The organism is Lysobacter sp. CCNWLW3, assembly GCF_036697405.1.
Classification (GTDB): Bacteria; Pseudomonadota; Gammaproteobacteria; order Xanthomonadales; family Xanthomonadaceae; genus Lysobacter.
Map to the genome: position 1 here is coordinate 160,439 of NZ_JBAHWA010000007.1, position 17,673 is coordinate 178,111.

Annotated in this window: 17 protein-coding genes; 6 read left to right on the forward strand and 11 right to left on the reverse strand. The window is 70.7% G+C overall.

The window, feature by feature from the left end; translation table 11 throughout:
* Positions 1 to 33: 33 nt before the first annotated feature.
* From yidD to V1318_RS13470, 3 genes are read left to right on the forward strand one after another with little or no spacing between them, the layout of a single operon-like run.
* A complete protein-coding gene (yidD, locus tag V1318_RS13460) occupies positions 34 to 282 on the forward strand; it encodes a membrane protein insertion efficiency factor YidD (protein WP_200943927.1) in 249 nt (82 codons plus the stop codon).
* Positions 267 to 1,598: a dihydroorotase gene (locus V1318_RS13465; RefSeq protein ID WP_332940207.1), complete on the forward strand. Its 1,332-nt coding sequence runs from the start codon at positions 267 to 269 to the stop codon at positions 1,596 to 1,598. Before yidD ends, V1318_RS13465 begins: the two co-directional genes overlap by 16 nt.
* A complete protein-coding gene (locus V1318_RS13470; protein ID WP_332940208.1) occupies positions 1,595 to 2,494 on the forward strand; it encodes a M23 family metallopeptidase in 900 nt (299 codons plus the stop codon). The genes V1318_RS13465 and V1318_RS13470 overlap by 4 nt, the downstream gene beginning before the upstream one ends.
* 21 nt (positions 2,495 to 2,515) lie before the next feature.
* Here V1318_RS13470 and V1318_RS13475 read toward each other — a convergent pair whose 3' ends face one another.
* The 7 genes from V1318_RS13475 to efp all read right to left on the reverse strand — a co-directional run bounded on the left by V1318_RS13475 (position 2,516) and on the right by efp (position 10,215).
* On the reverse strand, positions 2,516 to 4,159 hold the full coding sequence (locus tag V1318_RS13475; RefSeq protein ID WP_332940209.1) for a diguanylate cyclase: 1,644 nt from the start codon (positions 4,157 to 4,159) through the stop codon (positions 2,516 to 2,518).
* A gap of 482 nt (positions 4,160 to 4,641) precedes the next feature.
* On the reverse strand, positions 4,642 to 5,574 hold the full coding sequence (gene folE2, locus V1318_RS13480) for a GTP cyclohydrolase FolE2 (RefSeq protein ID WP_332940210.1): 933 nt from the start codon (positions 5,572 to 5,574) through the stop codon (positions 4,642 to 4,644).
* Positions 5,575 to 5,720: 146 nt separating this feature from the next.
* Entirely contained in the window at positions 5,721 to 6,476 is a 756-nt protein-coding gene (locus V1318_RS13485) for a squalene/phytoene synthase family protein (RefSeq protein WP_332940211.1), read from the reverse strand.
* Positions 6,473 to 7,159, reverse strand: coding sequence for a phosphoglycolate phosphatase (locus V1318_RS13490; RefSeq protein ID WP_332940212.1), 687 nt, complete (start codon positions 7,157 to 7,159; stop codon positions 6,473 to 6,475). The genes V1318_RS13485 and V1318_RS13490 overlap by 4 nt, the downstream gene beginning before the upstream one ends.
* The gene (ubiG, locus tag V1318_RS13495) at positions 7,156 to 7,905 is read right to left on the reverse strand and encodes a bifunctional 2-polyprenyl-6-hydroxyphenol methylase/3-demethylubiquinol 3-O-methyltransferase UbiG (protein WP_332940213.1); all 750 of its coding nucleotides are present in this window, start codon (positions 7,903 to 7,905) and stop codon (positions 7,156 to 7,158) included. The genes V1318_RS13490 and ubiG overlap by 4 nt, the downstream gene beginning before the upstream one ends.
* Before the next feature lie 43 nt (positions 7,906 to 7,948).
* Positions 7,949 to 9,289 (reverse strand): TRZ/ATZ family hydrolase, encoded by a 1,341-nt coding sequence (locus V1318_RS13500; protein ID WP_332940214.1) that lies wholly within the window; start codon positions 9,287 to 9,289, stop codon positions 7,949 to 7,951.
* A 359-nt stretch (positions 9,290 to 9,648) separates the two neighbouring features.
* The gene (gene efp, locus V1318_RS13505) at positions 9,649 to 10,215 is read right to left on the reverse strand and encodes an elongation factor P (protein ID WP_091635119.1); all 567 of its coding nucleotides are present in this window, start codon (positions 10,213 to 10,215) and stop codon (positions 9,649 to 9,651) included.
* A gap of 214 nt (positions 10,216 to 10,429) precedes the next feature.
* Here efp and epmB point away from each other — a divergent pair, with 214 nt between their 5' ends.
* Both epmB and V1318_RS13515 read left to right on the forward strand, forming a co-directional pair.
* Positions 10,430 to 11,461, forward strand: a complete 1,032-nt coding sequence (epmB, locus tag V1318_RS13510) for an EF-P beta-lysylation protein EpmB (protein WP_332940215.1) — start codon at positions 10,430 to 10,432, stop codon at positions 11,459 to 11,461.
* 62 nt (positions 11,462 to 11,523) lie between these two features.
* Positions 11,524 to 13,602, forward strand: coding sequence for an EAL domain-containing protein (locus tag V1318_RS13515; RefSeq protein ID WP_332940216.1), 2,079 nt, complete (start codon positions 11,524 to 11,526; stop codon positions 13,600 to 13,602).
* Between the two features lie 342 nt (positions 13,603 to 13,944).
* Here V1318_RS13515 and V1318_RS13520 read toward each other — a convergent pair whose 3' ends face one another.
* The 4 genes from V1318_RS13520 to htpX form a co-directional block, all read right to left on the reverse strand.
* Positions 13,945 to 14,241, reverse strand: a complete 297-nt coding sequence (locus tag V1318_RS13520) for a hypothetical protein (protein WP_332940217.1) — start codon at positions 14,239 to 14,241, stop codon at positions 13,945 to 13,947.
* Entirely contained in the window at positions 14,234 to 14,770 is a 537-nt protein-coding gene (locus V1318_RS13525; protein WP_332940218.1) for a hypothetical protein, read from the reverse strand. Before V1318_RS13525 ends, V1318_RS13520 begins: the two co-directional genes overlap by 8 nt.
* Positions 14,767 to 15,405, reverse strand: coding sequence for a TetR/AcrR family transcriptional regulator (locus tag V1318_RS13530; protein WP_332940219.1), 639 nt, complete (start codon positions 15,403 to 15,405; stop codon positions 14,767 to 14,769). Before V1318_RS13530 ends, V1318_RS13525 begins: the two co-directional genes overlap by 4 nt.
* Before the next feature lie 208 nt (positions 15,406 to 15,613).
* Positions 15,614 to 16,522, reverse strand: coding sequence for a protease HtpX (htpX, locus tag V1318_RS13535; protein WP_332940220.1), 909 nt, complete (start codon positions 16,520 to 16,522; stop codon positions 15,614 to 15,616).
* Positions 16,523 to 16,721: 199 nt separating this feature from the next.
* On the opposite strand from htpX, the gene gluQRS reads away from it, so the two are divergent.
* Positions 16,722 to 17,645 (forward strand): tRNA glutamyl-Q(34) synthetase GluQRS, encoded by a 924-nt coding sequence (gluQRS, locus tag V1318_RS13540; protein WP_332940221.1) that lies wholly within the window; start codon positions 16,722 to 16,724, stop codon positions 17,643 to 17,645.
* Positions 17,646 to 17,673: the final 28 nt, after the last annotated feature.

Genomic DNA, 17,673 nt, shown 5'->3' on the forward strand with positions numbered 1-17,673 from the left:
CAATCCGACGCCGGTCGCCCGCATTAAGGAAACGTGATCGACCGCCTCCTCATCGTCCTGCTACGCGGTTACAAGCGCTGGATCAGTCCACTGCTGGGACCGCGTTGCCGCTTCTATCCGACCTGTTCGGAATACGCGATGCAGGCGATCGCCCGTTTCGGCGCCTTCAAGGGCAGCTGGCTCGCCCTGCGGCGGATCCTGCGCTGTCATCCCCTGCACCCCGGCGGCCACGACCCGGTGCCGCCCCTGGACCCCGGAAAGCACTCATGTCATCGACACTGATCGTCAACGCCCGCCTGGTCAACGAAGGCCGCGAATACGACGGCGACCTGCGCATCGAGGACGGCCGCATCGGCCGGATCGGCGCCGGCCTGTCCGCGCGCGACGGCGAGGTCGTGGTCGACGCCGGCGGCCGCCGCCTGCTGCCGGGCATGATCGACGACCAGGTCCATTTCCGCGAACCCGGCCTGGAGTACAAGGCCGACATGGCCACCGAGTCGGCCGCGGCGGTGGCCGGCGGGCTGACCACGTTCATGGACATGCCCAACACCAATCCGCCGACCCTGAATGCCGAGGCGCTGGAGGACAAGTACCGCCGCGCCGCCGGCCGCGCCTGGGCCAACTACGGCTTCTACCTGGGCGCCAGCAACGACAACCTGGCCGATATCCAGCGCCTGGACCCGCGCACCGCGCCGGGCGTGAAGGTGTTCATGGGCGCGTCCACCGGCAACATGCTGGTCGACGACCCGGCCACCCTCGACGCGATCTTCCGCGACGTACCCACGCCGATCATCACCCACTGCGAAGACACCCCGATGATCGACGCCGAACTGGCCCGCTACAAGGCCAAGTACGGCGACGACATCCCGGCCGAATGCCACCCGGACATCCGTTCGCGCCAGGCCTGCAAGAAGTCCACCGAACTGGCGATCTCGCTGGCGCGCAAGCACAACACCCGCTTGCACGTGCTGCACATCAGCACCGCCGACGAGCTGGCCCTGTTCGAGCCCGGCCCGATCGAGGGCAAGCGCATCACCGCCGAGACCTGCATCCACTTCCTGCGTTTCGACCGCGCCGATTACGCCGCGCTCGGCCACCTGATCAAGTGCAATCCGGCGATCAAGGACGCCAGCGACCGCGAAGCGCTGATCCGCGCGATCGCCGAGGACGTGATCGACGTGCTCGCGACCGACCACGCCCCGCACACGCTGGAAGAAAAGGCCCGCCCCTACACCTCCGCGCCCAGCGGCCTGCCGCTGGTGCAGTACGCGCTCAACGCGGCGCTGGAACTGGTCCACGAAGGCCGCCTGAGCACCGCCCAGGTGGTCGACAAGTTCGCCCACGCGCCGGCCAAGCTGTTCGACGTCGAGGGCCGCGGCTTCCTGCGCGAGGGCTACGCCGCCGACCTGGTCCTGATCGACGACACGCCGTTCACGGTGCGCCGCGAGGACGTGCTGTCCAAGTGCGGCTGGTCGCCGTTCGAAGGCCGCAGCTTCCATTCGCGGATCGCCTCGACCTGGGTCAACGGCGTGCTGGCCTGGGACGGCACGCGCCTGGTCGGCGCCGCCAACGGGCAGCGCCTGGCATTCGCACGATGAGGTCGGCCGCGGCCGCGCTGGCGGCGCTGGCCCTGGCCGCCTGCGGCGCCGCACCCACGGTGCGAGCGCAGGCGGTGCAGGCGACGCAAGCCCCGATCGCCGCGCCGCCGCCCGCCGCCGAGGCGCGCGTGGTGTTCCCGCCTTCGGTGCAGCAAGGGGCGATGGTGATCGGCAAGGTGCCGGCCGGCGCCAGCGTTCGCTACGGCACGCGCAGCTTGCGCGCCACGCCCTACGGCACGGTGGTGTTCGGCGTCGGCCGCGAGCAGGGCGCGCCGGTCGAGGTCGAGGTGATCGACGCCGACGGCCGCAGCCAGCGCGTGAGCATCGCGGTGACGCCGCGCGACTGGCCGATCGAACAGATCAACGGCGTGCCGCCCAAGACCGTGAACCCGCCGCCGGAGATCGCCGAACGCATCCGCCGCGAGCAGGCCCTGGTCACCGCCGCGCGCGACCGCGACGACGAACGCGCCGACTTCGCCCAGGCCTTCGTGTGGCCGGTGCAAGGCCGCATCAGCGGCCGCTTCGGCAACCAGCGCGTCTACAACGGCCAGCCCGGTTCGGCGCATTCGGGCATGGACATCGCCGCCGCCTCCGGCACGCCGGTGCTGGCGCCGGCCGCGGGCGTGGTCACCTTCGCCGCGCCCGACCTGTACCTGACCGGCGGCACCCTGCTGCTGGACCATGGCCACGGCATCAGCTCCAACTTCCTGCACCTGTCGCGCATCGACGTGAAGGTCGGCGACCGCATCGCGCAGGGCCAGGTGGTGGGCGCGGTCGGTGCGACCGGGCGCGCGACCGGGCCGCACCTGCACTGGGGCATGAACTGGTTCGATGTGCGCATCGACCCCCTGCTGGTGCTGGAACGCGGGGATGCGGTGCGGGCGGGTGCGAAGTAACGCGCGGCCGCACGCGCGAAATCAGTTCACCAACTCCTGCACGCGCGAGGCGTTGTGCCCGGTCACGCGATCGCGGCCGGCCGACTTGCTGGCGTACAGGGCCGCGTCGGCGCGCTCGAGCAGGTGCTCGGCGGTTTCCTCGTGCATCAGCTCGGCCACGCCCACGCTGAGGCTGGCCGCGAGCAGGCGGCCGTCGATCGACAGCGGCCGGCAGTTCACCGACGAGCGCAGGTTCTCGGCCACGCCCAGGGCCTCGCGCAGTTGGGTGTCGGGCAGCACCACCAGGATCTCGTCGCCGCCGTAGCGGCCGAACAGGTCGTAGGTGCGCAAGCGGTTGCGGGTGCGCAGGGAAATGATGCGCAGGGTCTGATCGCCGACCCGATGGCCGTGCTCGTCGTTGATGCGCTTGAAATGGTCGACGTCGAAGAACACCACCGACAGCGGCCGCCGGCTCTTGTGCGCGGATTCGACCGCGGCCTTGAGCCGGGCCTCGATCGCCGGCCGCGTCATCGCCCCGGTCAGGGCGTCGTAGGTCGCCAGCCGGCTGGCCTGGTCGCGGTCGCGGCGCAATTGCTGCAGCTTGTCTGACAGCCCGATCATCAGCACCAGGCCGCCCAGGGCGAAGCCGGCCGGGAAGGCGTAGTCCATCCACTCCGGATTGCCCCACCAGCCCAACTGCGCGGCGAAGCGCAGCGCGGTCAGCGCGAACATCGGCGCCCACGACAGCAGCAGGAAATAGGCCTCGCGCTGGCGCCGCAACGCGCCGATCGCGCCGGCCGCCATCACGATGGCGTAGCCGAACAGCAGGATCAGGTTGGCCGCCACCGCGACCAGCGGCGCCACCGTGGCCAGGGTGACCAGCATCAGCAGCACGATCGCGACGTTGCAGCCCATCAGCACCCGCATCAGCCGCGGCTGGGTCTGGCGCAGGCTGAGGTAGTGGGCCATGAAGGCGTTGCTGGCCAGCACCGCGATCAGGCCGAACATGCGCCCGGTGCGCGCGTCGTCGCCGACCAGCATCGACAGCAGGGGAATCGAGCGCACCTCGCCGCCGTAGCTGATCAGGTACAGCAACTGCGCCAGCAGGGTCAGGCTCAGGAGCAGGTAGCTGCGTTCGCCGATCCCGGCCCAGAAACCGAACGCGAGGATCGCCAGCACCGCCATCGTGGTGAGCACGGCGGTGCGCCAGGCGACATGGCGCATGTCCTTGGCGTGCACCACCGCCAGGGATTCGATCGAGGCCGTCATCGGCAGCGGCGTCAGCGACCGCACGCGCAGATACACCGATTCGCCGGCGGCCAGGCCGTGGTTCAGCGGCACCACCAGGGCGCGCGTGGAGGCGCTGCGGTCGGCGCCGTGGCCCAGCAAGGCGCGCGGCAGCGGCACCGGCGACCCCGGCAGCCAGACCTCGACCCGGTTGAGATGCGGCGAGCGCAGCACCAGCTGCGGCTGATCGGCGCCGCCGCGATGGTGGGCCGCGGTCAGGCGCCACCAGCGCGGTGCGCGGTCGCGCTCGCGTATGGACAGATCGGGCACGGCGACGAAGCGATCGTCGAAGTCGCCGGCCAGCACCTGCACGGGCAAGGGGTCGGCATCCAGGCGCGACAAGGTGAGCGACTGCGCCGGCGCGGCGGCCGCCACTAGCATGCCCAACCAGACCGTCACGGCCTGCCACCTACGACGCGAGGGTTTCCCCATGACCCGCCCCGGCACCCTGCAACATTTCGAGCATAGCCCAAGGAACGTGATAGCGCGCACGGTTTGGCCACCGTCGGGCGGGGCGGGAGGGCCGATCGGGGCGCCGGGGAGGCGGCTGGGGCAGGTTTCGGTGGTTTGCCGCCTGCCGTCTCAAGGGAGTCGCCCTATTCAAGTCCCGGGCTGGGCGCCGAGGCGCGGCAACGCCGTCGGCATCTGCGCGAGCTGCGCGTGGCGAACCGGTCGGCCCATGAGCGGCGGGCTTGCGCCGCTCGAGTAGCCAATCCCCGATCGCCCATTTTCAAAGGGGGAAGACAGGCGGGGCCGGTCGTGGCTTCCGCAGCCGTTCGTGGCTGCATGAGCCCGTGGCGAGTCTGTCCAACCGGCCCGGCGGGGCCGTGCGGCGCCGCCGTGTCGAACCGGCGCAAGGCTTTCCGCCTGCGCCTGGCGCCTCAGTCGCGGGCGCCCTGCCCGCTGACCCGCGCGACCGCGTCGTGCGCGTGCAGGCTTTCGAAATGCGCCACCTGCGCCTGGTAACGGTCGATGCGCGGATCCGCCGACAAGGCCGCCGCGACCCGGCGCGCCGCGTCTTCGCAGAACATCAGGTTCTCGGCGTTCAGGCGCGCGAAGGCCTGTTCGTCCTCGCGCTTGACCGCGGTCTGCACCGGCGTGCCCAGGGCCTGCTCGATGGCGTCGATCAACGAGTTCAAGGGCAGCTCGTCGAAGGCCGGGCGCAGTTCGACCCGGATATCGGCGCGGCTGCGCTGCGCATGCGGAGTGGCGGCCAGGCCGCGCTCGGAGGCCAACCACTCGCCGACCACCGCGGTCGACAGCGGGTGCGCGGCGGCGAAGTCCTCGAGGAAACGCTCGGCGTTGAGCTGGCGCGACAGCGCCGCCGAGGCCGGGCAGGTGCTGGAGTATTCGACCGCGAAGCGCAGGCCCAGATGCAGATGGCCCTCGCGCAGGGTCGCGTCGATCTCGACCGGGTAGCGCTTCCAGCCGGCGTTGGCGCTGGCCAGGGCCGGCCGCAACAGCAGTTGTTCGTAGCGCAGCACCAGGCGCGCGGCGCTGGAGATGCCGCCCTGCCCTTCGATCAGGGCCTGCAGCACGCGGCGCAGGCCGGCCGGGGTCAGGGTTTCGCTGGCGAAGGCGTCCTGCAGTTGCAGGTACATGCGCGACATGTGGATGCCGCGCGCGTCGGCGTCGCGCAGGTCCACCGATACGTCGACCGAGGCCGCGACCTGGACCGGCTCGCCCTGGCCCGAGGCCACGCGCAGCGGCAGGGCGATGTTGGACATGCCGACCCAGTCCAGCGGACGCGCCGCGGCGGCGGCGTCGAAGGCGACATCGGGTAGGCGACGCGGGGTGTTGGATTGAATGGTCACGACAGCTTCATTGGGGCGGCGTGGGGGACCGCAACGCAGGCCATTCTACCGGCCGGGCCGGGCCCGCCCCTGTCCGGGGCTGAAACGCTGTGTCTGCGCGGCCGCGATTGGGCCGCCGACAGGCCGCGCCTATGTGCCGGCGCGACCTAGCGACGGCCGCGCGCGCCGCGCCAGGCGCTGAGCAGCGCGCGCCAGGGCGACAGCGGCCGGGCGGCGTCGCCGCCGGCCAGGCGCGCCAGCGCGAGCGCGGCCCACAGCCGCCTGGCCAGGGTGCTGGCCGGCGCGCCGGGCCAATGCGCGCGCAGTTCCTCGCCCCAGGCGACGGTCGCGGCGGCCTCGCCGGCACGCGCCAGCACGCCCAGGGGCACGGCGCTTTCGCCCTCGTGGGCGAGGCGCGCGTGCAGCAGGCAGGCGCCCGCCACGGCGGCATCCTCGGCGCGCGCGTCGGTACCGAACAAGGCCGCGTCGACCGCGGCCAGCGCGGCCGCGTAGGCCTGCAATTGCGCCGTCGCGTCGCCGCGATCGAGCGGTCGCTCGCGGGTCTCCAGCAGGGTCGGCAGCGCCGCAGCGAGCGCGGCCCAGGGCGCGGGCAGGCGTTGCAGGGCCTGCCCCAGCGGGTGCCGGCGCCGGCCCTGCGACCAGCCCTGCAGTTCTTCCAGCCACCAGCCCAGCTTGAGTTCGCCCGGACGCGCGTCGCGGCCGCCCCAGGCGGCGTCGGCCAGTTCCTGCTGCAGCGCGGCCCAGGCCAGCGCGCGCTCGCGCTGCGCGGCCGGCACGAAGGCTTCGGCCAGCGTCCACTCCGGCCAGCGCGCGCGCCATTTGCCGATGAAGCTGGCCAGCGCATCCTCGGGCGCGGCCGTGCCGTCGCCGGGAGCGCGCGCGTCGTCGGCCTGCTCGCTCATCGCGTGCCCGGCCATGCCGCCGCTTCGCACAGGGCGTCGGGCCGTTCGATCAGGCGATCGCCCTGCCAGGCCAGCGGATCGTCCTCGGCCAGGCGGTAGCCCCACAGCGCGACCACCGAGGGCATGCCGGCCGCGCGCGCGGCGATGATGTCGCGCTCGTCGTCGCCGACGTAGACGCAGTCGGCCGGGTCCACGCCGATGCGCTCGGCGGCCACGATCAACTGCAGCGGATCGGGCTTGCGCTTGGGCAGGGTGTCGCCGCCGATCAGCACCGCGCAGCGCGACTGCCAGCCCAGCAGCGGCATCAGCAGCTGGGCCAGGTATTCGGGTTTGTTGGTGACGATGCCCCAGACGCTGCCGGCGGCTTCGAGTTCGGCCAGCATCGCCTCGATGCCGTCGAAGGGCCCGCTATGGCGGCCGAGTTCGTTCTGGTAGTGATCGAGGAATTCCTGCAACCAGCCGCTGCGCTCTTCCGCCGGCACCTGCGGAAACGCGGCCGTCAGCATGGCCTGACCGCCGCGCGACACGTGCGGACGCAGCTGCGACAGCGGCATCGGCGCATCGCCGCGCTGCGCGCGCATCAGGTTCAGCGCCGCCAGCATGTCCGGCGCGCTGTCGAGCAAGGTGCCGTCCAGATCGAACAGCACCGCCTTGGGGAAAGCGCTGGCGGCTTCGCGGTTCATGCCGTCTCCGGCTTGCGCGCGCAGGCCAGGTAGTTGACGTCGGTGCGCGCGATCACGCGCGCGGCATTGCGCCAGGGCTCGTACATCAGGCCGCTCACGTCTTCCAGTTGCAGCTCGGCCGCGCGCAGCCAGGCCGCCAGTTCGGAGGGCTTGATGAAGTCGCGGTACTGGTGCGTGCCCTTGGGCAGCACGCGCGCGACATATTCGGCGCCGACGATGGCCAGCGCGAACGCGGCCGTGGTGCGGTTGAGCGTGGACAGGAACAGGCGTCCGCCGGGCTTGAGCAGCGTCGCGCAGGCGCCGACGATCGCCGCCGGATCGGGCACGTGCTCGAGCATCTCCATGCAGGTGATGGCGTCGAAGCTGCCCGGCTGTTCGGCCGCCAGCGATTCCACCGACTGCAGGCGGTAGTCCACGCGCACGCCGGTTTCCAGCTTGTGCAGGCGCGCGACCTTGAGCAGTTCGGGCGCCAGATCGATCGCGACCACCTCGGCGCCGGCGCCGGCCAGGGCCTCGCTGAGCAAGCCGCCGCCGCAGCCCACGTCGAGCACGCGCGCGCCGGCCAGGGCGCTGCGCTCGGCTACGTAGCCCAGGCGCGCCGGATTGAGCGCGTGCAGCGCCTTCTGCGGGCCCTGCGGGTCCCACCAGCGGTTGGCCAGGGCGCCGAACTTGTCGAGTTCGGCCTGGCTGAAGTTGTCGTCGGCGCCGGAGGGGGCCGGTTCGGACGCGTTGCCGTGTGCGCTCATGGACTGTGCCTGTGCAACGTAGGAATGAAGGGGGATGCGCGGCTCAACGGCCGAGCGCGGCGATCCGGCCGCGCCACTGGCGCGCATTGGCGATCAGGGCCTGCACGTCCAGGTCGACCAGCGTGCGCTCGCGCAGCTTGGCCGCGCCGGCGATCCAGACGTCGCTGACCTGGTGGCGGCCGGTGGCGTAGATCAGCTGCGAGACCACGTGGTGCAGCGGCTGGGTTTCGAGCTGGCCCAGGTCGACGCAGACCAGGTCGGCCTGCTTGCCGATCTCGATCGAGCCGACCTTGGTTTCGAAGCCCAGCGCGCGCGCGCCGCCCAGGGTGGCCGCGCGCAAGGCGCTGAACGCGTCCAGGGCCGAGGCGTCCTCGGCCACGGCCTTGGCCAGCAGCGCCGCGGTGCGGGTCTCGCCGAACATGTCCAGGTCGTTGTTGCTGGCGCAGCCGTCGGTGCCGATGGCCAGGTTGACCCCGGCGCGGTGCAGCTTGCAGGCCGGGCAGAAGCCCGAGGCCAGCTTGAGATTGGATTCGGGGCAATGCACCACGCTCACGCCGCGCTGCGCGCACAACTCGATTTCGGCGTCGCTGAGCTGGGTCATGTGCACCGCGATCAGGCGGTCGTTGACCAGGCCCAGGCGGTCCAGACGCGCCAGCGGGCGTTGGCCGTGCAGCTTGATCGAGTCGGCGATTTCCTGCGCGGTCTCGTGGGTGTGCAGGTGCACCGGCAGGTCGAGCTGGTCGGCGAGCATGCGGATGCGTTCGAAGTTCGCATCGCTGACGGTGTACGGCGCGTGCGGCGCGAACGCGGTCGCGACCAGCGGGTCGTCGCGCCACAGGTCGTGGACTTCGCCGGCGCGGTCGAAGTACTCGTCCGAACTCTGCGCCCAGGCGGTCGGGAAATCGATCACCGGCAGGCCGACCCGGGCGCGGAAGCCGTGGCGCTTGTAGACCGCGGCCTGGACGTCGGGGAAAAAGTAGTTCTCGTTGGCGCAGGTGGTGCCGCCGCGCAGCATCTCGGCGATGGCCAGGGTGATGCCGTCCTCGACGAACTGCGGCCCGATCACCGCCGCCTCGACCGGCCAGATGTGGCCTTGCAGCCACTCCATCAGCGGCAGGTCGTCGGCGATGCCGCGCAACAGGGTCATCGGGTTGTGGGTGTGGGCGTTGACCATGCCCGGAATCAGCGCCGCCTCCGGCCGCGACACGGTCTCGGCGGCCGCGTAACGCAGGCGGGCCTCGGCAGTCGGCAGCAGGCCGACGATCACGCCGCCGCGCACCGCCACGGCGTGGTCTTCCAGCACCACCGCATGCGGCTCGACCGGGACCACCCAGCCCGCTTCGATCAACAGGTCGCAGGGCTGGGCTGAAATATCGGTCGTCATTCGCGTTATCGGCTCTTCGTTACCGCGCAACGGCGGCGCATATCGACAGGGTAACGGGTCGGAAGGCGGTTGCGGTTACGCGCGGACGAGGGCGGGACGCGTCCGGACTTCCGGGGTCAGGCGGGTGGCCTGGGCGTTGCGGATACCCCGCTTGGGCGGGGTGATCTGGATTCGATTGCGAATGGGGCCCGGGGAGTCCTGCAGGACGCTGCAGCGGCTCCCCCGGCCCGAGCGCATAGCGCTCGGGCGTTCGGTCGTGCGCGAGCCAGTGGCTCGCAAGCGCACGCCCTCACCCCCCGCCTTCGCGGGGGTGACGCATCGGCAAAGCCGTGGCCGCGTTGCGGCCACGGGCCGATGCGTCACTTCACTCGGCTGACGTACTCGCCCGAGCGCGTGTCGACCTTGATGATTTCGTCCTGGCCCACGAACAGCGGCACGCGCACCACCGCGCCGGTTTCCAGGGTGGCCGGCTTGCCGCCGCCGCCCGAGGTATCGCCGCGCACGCCCGGGTCGGTCTCGGTGATCTTGAGCTCGACGAAGTTCGGCGGCTGGACCGCGATCGGCACGCCGTTCCACAGCGTCACCACGCACTCTTCCTCGCCCTTGAGCCACTTCTCCGCGCCGCCCATGCCGGCTTTGTCGGACTGGACCTGCTCGAAGGATTCCTGGTTCATGAAGTGCCAGTACTCGCCGTCGGAATACAGGTACTGCATGTCGGTATCCACCACGTCCGCCTGTTCCACGCTGTCGGTGGCCTTCATGGTCATTTCGACCACGCGGCCCGACTTGATGCTGCGGTACTTGATGCGGGTGAAGGCCTGGCCCTTGCCCGGCTTGACGTACTCGGTCTCGGTGATGATGCACGGGTCGTTATTGACCAGGATCTTCTGTCCGGTCTTGACGTCGTTCATGCCCAAGCTGGCCATGCTGAAACTCCTGCGAATGTAAGAATGAGGCGGTTGCGCCGGCGGGATCGCGGCCCCGACGGGTCGGGACCGCCGTACCGGCGGCGGGAGGCTAGAATGTCGGGCTGCGCCTGCCACCGCCGCCGAAAGGCCGGGCGGGACGCGAACGGGAGCGGTGCCGGGATACCCCTGGGCGCCGGACCCACGAAACCGGATCCATACAAGCTAGCCCCGCATGATACCCGCAGCCCCGGCCTCCATACAGCCGCAGCCCCTCCCGCAGCCCGCCGCGTCCGCGCGCTGGCAGGCGCTGTGGCGCGACGCGGTGCGCGACCCGCGCGAACTGCTGGCCTTGCTGGGCCTGGACGGCGTCGCCGCCGGGGTCTCGGACGAGGCCGCGGCGCAGTTCCCGCTGCGGGTGCCGCGCGGCTTCGTCGCCCGCATGCGCCGCGGCGACCCGCACGACCCCCTGCTGCGCCAGGTCCTGCCGCTGGACCAGGAGCTGCGGCCCATGCCCGGCTACGCCCTGGACCCGGTCGGCGACGGCCTGGCCAAGGCCGGCGACGGGGTGATCCGCAAGTACCGCGGCCGCGCCCTGCTGGTGACCACCGGCAGCTGCGCGATCCACTGCCGCTACTGCTTCCGCCGCCACTTCCCCTACGCCGAGGAAACCGCGGCCGCGGCCGGCTGGCGCGGCGCGGTCGGGCTGATCGCAGCCGATCCCGAGATCGACGAGGTGATCCTGTCCGGCGGCGACCCCTGGTCGCTGGCCACGCCCAAGCTGGCCGAGCTGAGCCAGGCCCTGGCCGCGGTCCCCCACCTCAAGCGCCTGCGCATCCACACCCGCCTGCCGGTGGTGCTGCCCGAGCGCGTCGACGCGCCGCTGCTGGACTGGCTGGGCGCCCTGCCCTGGCCGGTCACGGTGGTGCTGCACGCCAACCACGCCCAGGAGTTCGCCCCGGCCGTCGACGCCGCCCTGGCCCGCCTGCGCGCGGCCGGCGCGACCCTGCTCAACCAGGCCGTGCTGCTGCGCGGCGTCAACGATAGCGTCGATGCGCTCGCAGATTTGAGCGAGCGTGGTTTCCGTGCCGGCGTCCTGCCGTACTATCTGCATCAACTCGATCGTGTGCAGGGGGCTGCGCACTTCGAAATCGAAGACGAACGCGCCCGCGCGCTGCATCGCGCGCTGGCCGCACGGCTTTCTGGCTATCTGGTTCCAAAACTGGTGCGCGAGATCGCCGGGGATCCCGGAAAGCGACCGCTGTAACGCGGTTCGCATGGACTCCGGCCCGGCCTTCGTGTCATAAACGCGGGCCACGGAGGTGGTGAATGCAATTCGGCAAAGACATGGTGCTGCGCCTGCTTATCGTCGACGACAGCGTCGAGGCGGCGGAAGCCATCGTCAGCGGTCTGCGCAACAGCGGCATCGCCGTGCGGCCGTCGCGTCCCGAGAACGAAAGCGAGCTGGCCACGCTGGTCTCGCAACAGCAGCCCGACCTGGTGCTGGCCGCGCGCGACGCGCGCAACGTGCCGCTGACCAAGGTCATGCAGCAGGTCGACAGCACCGGCAAGGACCTGCCGGTGCTGGTCCTGCTCGACAACGTCGACGACACCCGCCTGCTCGAAGTGTTGTCGATGGGCGCGCGCAGCGTGATCCTGCGCGGCCACACCGACCACGTACAAAATGTGGTCCGCGCCGAATGGGCCGACCTCGAGGCGCGCCGCTCGCTGCGCCGCCTGGAGGCCCAGGTGCGCGAGACCGAGCGCCGCTGCGACACCCTGATCGATTCCTCGCGCGAGCCGATCGCCTACATCCACGAAGGTATGCACATCCGCGCCAACACGGCGTACCTGGAGATCTTCGGCTTCGAATCCTTCGAAGAGATCGAGGGCATGTCGCTGCTGGACCTGGTCGCGCCGGGCCAGGTCGACGGCTTCAAGCAGCTGCTCAAGCAATTGTCCAAGGGCGAGGCCCCGCCGCCGCGCTACGAAACCGAGGCGCGCGCGCTCGACGGCAGCCATTTCGCCGCGGTCATGGAATTCACCCCGGCCAGCTACGAAGGCGAGCAGTGCCTGCAGGTGATCCTGCGCCGCCAGGAATTCGATCCCGAACTGGCGCGCGAGGTCGAGGCCCTGCGCCAGCGCGACCAGGTCACCGGCCTGCTCAACCGCGCCACCTTCCTGCGCGCGCTCGAAGACGCGGTGTCCGACGCAGCGCAGAACAACACCCACCACGGCCTGCTGCTGATCGAACCCGATCATTACGCGCGCCTGCTGCAGGAAATCGGCCTGGACGCCTCCGACGAGCTGATCGCCGCGTTCGGCGAGCGCCTGCGCACCGTGATCGGCCCCGACGACGTCGCCGCGCGCTTCTCCGAGCACCAGTTCGCGGTACTGACGCCCAACTGCGACTACCACGCGACTTCGGCCCTGGCCGACCGCCTGCGCACCGCCTTCGCCGATCACGTGCTGGAAACCCCCAGCCGCTCGCTCAACACCACCGTCAGCATCGGCGGCGTGCAGATCGGCGAGAAGATCGCCAGCGTCACCGCGGTGCTGGGCAAGGCCAGCCAGTGCGTGCTGTCCAGCATCGGCGTCGGCGGCAACCGCACCGAACTGTTCGATCCGGGCGCAGCCGACCGCGCCGAGTCCGAACGCGTCGAAGCCTGGGTCACGCGCATCCGCGACGCGCTCGACGCCGACCGCTTCCTGATGAACTACCAGCCGCTGATCAATCTCCACGGCGAACCGATGGAGATGTACGAGGCCTACCTGCGCATGCAGGGCGAGCCGGGCGAGCTGGTGCAGCCGCTGAGCTTCCTGCAAATCGCCGAGGAACACGGGCTGCTGTGGGAAATCGACCGCTGGGTGGTCGGCAAGGCGATCCAGGTCGTCGGCGAACGCCTGCGCGCCGGCAAGCGCACCACTCTGTTGGTCAAGATCACCCAGGCCTCGCTGCAGGACGACAGCCTGCTCCAGCACATCGAAGAGCAGCTGGCGCGGCAGAACGCCGAAGGCCGCCTGCTGGTGCTGCAGTTGCCCGAGTCCAAGGTCTTCACCCACCTGCGCGCGGCGCAGGAATTCCAGGCGCGGGTCTCGCGCTTCGGCGTGCGCGTGGGCCTGGAGCAGTTCGGCTCGGGCCTGAACTCGTTCCAGATGCTCAGCCATTTCGACGCGTCCTTCCTCAAGATCGACCGCGCCTTCATGGAAGACCTGCCCAGCAACGTCGACCACCAGCAGCGCATCCGCGAGATCGCCGGCAAGGCGCGCGAGCTGGGCAAGCAGACCATCGCCGAGTTCGTCCAGGACGCGGCCAGCATGTCCTTCCTGTTCGCCGCCGGCATCGACTACGCCCAGGGCCACTTCCTGGCCGCGGCGGGGCCGGAGATGGATTACGACTTCCAGTAAGGCGGTGGTGCTTCGCACCGACGGCGGTAGCCACCGCTTTGCCCTCCCCCTTTGAAAAAGGGGGGCCGAGGGGGATTTGCTTCTGCGCCCCCGCGCAATGCAGCCCATCGCTCGACAAGCTCACCACGAACAGCTCGTGCAGCCACCGCTTTGCTTCCCCTTTGAAAAAGGGGGGCCGAGGGGGATTTGCTTCTGCGCCCCCGCGCAATGCAGCCCATCACTCGACAAGCTCATCACGAACAGTTCGTGCAGCCACCGCTTTGCCTCCCCCTTTGAAAAAGGGGGACCGAGGGGGATTTGCTACTGCGCCCCGTGGAGCCCGAATCCGAAGCCGCTACAGCCTCAAACCAGCCTGTACAGATGCACCGGCTTGATCTCCGCGCGCCGCACCACGCCCTTGGCCTCCAGATCCAGCTGCACCGCCTTCAGCCACCAACCCGCCGTCTTGCCCTGCGGGAACAGCGCCTCCGGCAGCAGCGGCAGCAAGGCCTGCTTCGCGTTGGCGACCGTCAGGCCCGGCGCCCGCTTGGGCAGCACGGACAGCAGCGCCTGGCGCATCGCCGTGTACTTGGCGCGGTCCACCCGCACGGTCCTGCCGGGCGTACCGACGTTCTCGATCTCGATCTTGTCCTCAGGCATCGACCTTGCCTCCTGTTTCGATCTTCGGATTGCGCAAGCCCATCGCGATCCAGGCCGCCAGCAACTTGGCGTAGAACCGCGGGCTGTGGGTCTTCAGGTTCGGGATGTCCTGCGGCAGCCGCGAGGCGTCGGCCAGGTCGCCGGCCATGGTGCGCAGCTGCGGCCGCGGTCGCGTCGCCTCCGGCCACAGGTGCGAGTACAGGCTCAGCCAGTGCGCGCCCTTCATCTCCAGGAACAGCGGCGTGTTGCAGCAGGTCGCGACCACCCGGCGCGAACCGGCGCCTGCGCTCAGGCGGAACTCGCCCAGGCGCGCCGCGCCGGACAGGAAGCGGACGCGGTCCTTGCGGTATTCCGCGCTGGGCGTGGCGCCGTAGGGCGTGAGCATGCTGCGCGCGCCCGGCAGCGCCGCCAGGCGCGCGGCGGCCGCGCGGCAGCTGTCGCACAGGCATTCGGAAACCAGGATCGGCGCCCCGCTCACTTCCAGGCGCGTCTGCCCGCAGGCGCAGGCCAGGGCCGTGGCGTCGTTCATGCGGCGGGCTGCCCGGCGACGCCGAACAGCTGGCGGATGTAGCGGTCCAGGTGATCCAGGGCCTCGCGCGCGAGTGCGGGATCGTTGCCGGCCTTGGCCAGCACGAAGCCGCCCTGGATCACGGCCTGAGTGTGGCGCGCCAGGCTGGCGGCGCTCCAATCGGGCGTGGCGATGCCGCGATCCCGGCGCGCGGTTTCGATGTCGGCTTCCAGGCTGGCGGTATGGCCGAAGATGCTGCGGCCGCAGGCGTCGCGGATCTCGGGGGCGCTGGCGTGGACCTCCTGCGCCAGCGTGCCGACCAGGCAGGTGAACTCGGCCAGCTCGCCCTCGATGATGGCCTTGCGGAAGGCCACATAGGCCAGTACCCGGTCCAGGGCGTCGGCCGGCGCGTGGTAGGGCGCGGCGGCGAAGAAGGCCGTGGTGGTCTCGGCCCAGTGCTCGGCCGCGGCCAGGCCCAGCGCGTCCTTGCTGCCGAAGTGATGGAAGAAGGCGCCCTTGGTCACGCCCGCGGCGGCGCACAGGGCGTCGACCGTGGTGGCGGCATAGCCCTGGGCGCGGATGAGGTCCCGCGCCGCCTCCAGGAGCCGGATACGGGCGCCGCCGCGCTCGGGCGATTGCTTGGTCGGCCTGGACATGGATCAAACATACCAAATAGTTGGTATGTGTCAACATCCAGCCTCCGCCGAAGGCAGAGGCCTCGCTCTCGCCCAGGCCCGCTCCCTGTGGGAGCGACGTAAGTCGCGATCGACCACCCGGCGGCCTGCCGACCGCGACTTGCCCGCCCCCCAAAGAAAAAGCCCGCCGATCGGCGGGCTTTCTCCTCTATCCGGCGACCGCGCTCGATCAGCGCGCCACCACCGAGCCGCGCATCGGCTCGGCCGGCGCATTGCGCAGCGCGGTGATGCGCTCTTCCAGCGGCGGATGGCTGCGCAGCAGCTTGGACAGGCCGTGGCCGACCGCGCCGCTGATGCCGAAGGCCTGCACCTGTTTGGGCAGGGTGCTTTCGCCGTAGGTCAGGGACAGGCGCTCCAGGGCGCCGATCATCTTGTCGCGGCCGGCCAGGCGCGCGCCACCGGCGTCGGCGCGGAACTCGCGGTAACGCGAGAACCACATCGCGATCATGCTGGCGAACAGGCCGAACACCAGGTCGAGCACGAACACGATCGCGTAGTAGCCCAGGCCCGGGCTGCCGTCGCGGCTGCCGCCCAGGTAACCGTCGATCACCCGGCCGACCAGGCGCGCCAGCACGATCACGAAGGTATTGAGCACGCCCTGGACCAGGGCCATGGTGACCATGTCGCCGTTGGCGACGTGGCTGACCTCGTGGCCGAGCACCGCCTCGGCCTCGTCGCGGCTCATCGAACGCAGCAGGCCGGTCGACACCGCGACCAGCGCATTGTTGCGGTTGGCGCCGGTGGCGAAGGCGTTGATCTCGGGCGCGTCGTAGATGGCGACTTCGGGCATGCCGATGCCGGCCGCTTCGGCCTGGCGGCGCACCGTATTCACCAGCCACTGCTCGGCTTCGTTGCGCGGCTGCTCGATCACGTGCGCGCCGGTGCTGCGCTTGGCCATCCACTTGGAGACCAGCAGCGAAATGAACGAGCCGCCGAAGCCGAACAGGGTGGCCATGATCAGCAGGGTGCCGTTGTTGCCGACGCGTATCCCCATCGATTGCAGCACCGCCAGGATGATGCTCAGCAGGGCGAGGACGGCCAGGTTGGTGGCTAGGAACAGAGCGATTCGCTTGAACATGGTCGTTTAGGTAAACCGTACCCGCGCACCGTGCGCGGTCCGGAACAAAATGTGGCAGGCTCGGCGTTAATTCAAGTGAAACCCAGGCGCGCGCGGCTTTGCGCAGCGAGTCGGTTTAGCCGGCATGCACGCGCCGCTTCCGCCCCGCGCTCCGCCCCGCCGCACACCCTCGCCCTACGTCCAAGCCGCCCGCACGCCCTTGTCCACGCCTTCCGCCACCGGCTACCGCGGCCGTTTCGCGCCCTCGCCCACCGGCGAGCTGCATTTCGGCTCGCTGCTGGCCGCGTTCGGCAGCTGGCTGCTGGCGCGGCACGCGCAGGGCGCATGGCTGGTGCGCGTGGAAGACCTGGATCCGCCACGCGAAGTCGCCGGCGCGGCCGATCGCCAGTTGCGCGCGCTGGCCGCCTTCGGCCTGGAGTCCGACGAACCGGTGCTGCGCCAGAGCCAACGCGGCGACCGCTACCGGGCCGCGCTCGACGACCTGCTCGGACGCGGGCTGGCCTTTGCCTGCCATTGCAGCCGCAGCGACCTGGCCGCCGCCGGCGGCATCCACCGCCGCTGCGTGGCCGCGTCCGAGCGCCCCGGGCGGGCGCCCGCGATCCGCCTGCGCGTGCCCGACGGCAGCGTGGTCGCGTTCCACGACCGCATCCGCGGCGCGCAGTCGCAGGACGTCGCCCGCGAGGTCGGCGATGTGGTGCTGCGCCGCGCCGACGGCTATTGGGCCTACCAACTCGCGGTGGTGGTGGACGACGCCGAACAGGGCATCACCGATGTGGTCCGCGGCGCCGACCTGCTCGATTCGACGCCGCGCCAGATCCTGCTGCAATGCGCGCTCGGCTTGCCCACCCCGAACTACGCCCACCTGCCGCTGGTGTTGGGCAGCGACGGCCGCAAGCTGTCCAAATCAGACGCCGCCCTGCCGGTCGATCCGCAGCACCCCCTGCCCGCGCTGCGCGCGGCCTGGCGCGCGCTGGGCCAATCCGCCGACGCCCTCGCTGGCGCCGACTCGGTGCCACAATTGCTCACCCGCGCACAGGCCTGCTTCGACCCCGGTCGCATCGCGTCCACACCCAGCGTTTCGCTCGCCGCGATGCACAACGGCGATTTCATAATTGCTGACTAGAATCGGGACGGGGCCGCACCGTCGCGGC